Genomic DNA, 850 nt, shown 5'->3' on the forward strand with positions numbered 1-850 from the left:
CACTTGTAACATCCATACTATGTAATTTATTATCAGCCCCAACATAATCTCTAGTAGCTTCTACAACTATGTCTTTACCATTAGTTGATGAAAAACTTAATCTTCCAAAGTTAGTCTTAGTATCATCTGTAAGACCAATAATGCTACTTAAACCTTCTCTATTAGCTTCATTTAAGCCTTCTTTAAAACCTTTTAAGAATTGTATAGCTGCATGAGCAACAATTCCATTTTCACCTTCGTTTGTAGCCATAGTTTTACCTTTAGCTGCATCAACTATTTTATCTAAAGCTTTTATTGCTGTATCAATTGCTTTATTAGCATCGCTTAAAGTTGCATGTTTACCATTATTATTATCTAATACTGCTTTAACAGCATCATTTGCCGCCTTTAAATCTTGTTGATATTGAGTAGTTAAAGCATTTGGATCATTTGGATTACCTGTGGTTGCATTACCACCATTACCAGGAACTAACGCTAAATGTAAAGCACCTTGAATTGCTGCGTGCACACCGGTAAAATCTAGTTCAGTTCCATTTTTAATTGCATCTTGTATTGCAGTAGCTTTTGCTTTAGAATACCCATCTCCTGCAATTCTTGCATCCATTTCATAGTGAGCTGACTGAACATCTTCAAATGTATTTTTGCTATTTAAAATAGAATTCGCAGCACCTGTAGGAGCAGTATCAAGGTCAGTACCACCACCTGCCCATGCATCCGCTTTAGCTAGATTTACAACTACCTGTCCGTTAGCACCATTAGTATCTGCTGCTGCGCTAGTATATAATACATGGTTATCCGCTTTTGCTTCAGAAGTAGCCTTAGTAAAAGCCGCTCCATCAGCCGCGAAACT

At 36.6% G+C, this 850-nt stretch carries 1 protein-coding gene; it reads right to left on the minus strand.

The features are described 5' to 3' along the window. Window positions 1–850 (minus strand): hypothetical protein (locus tag AVBRAN12640_RS09875; protein ID WP_336609182.1); only part of this gene is annotated, 850 nt, incomplete at both ends.

It is taken from the genome of Campylobacter sp. RM12640 (assembly GCF_020137595.1).
Lineage (GTDB): Bacteria > Campylobacterota > Campylobacteria > Campylobacterales > Campylobacteraceae > Campylobacter_E.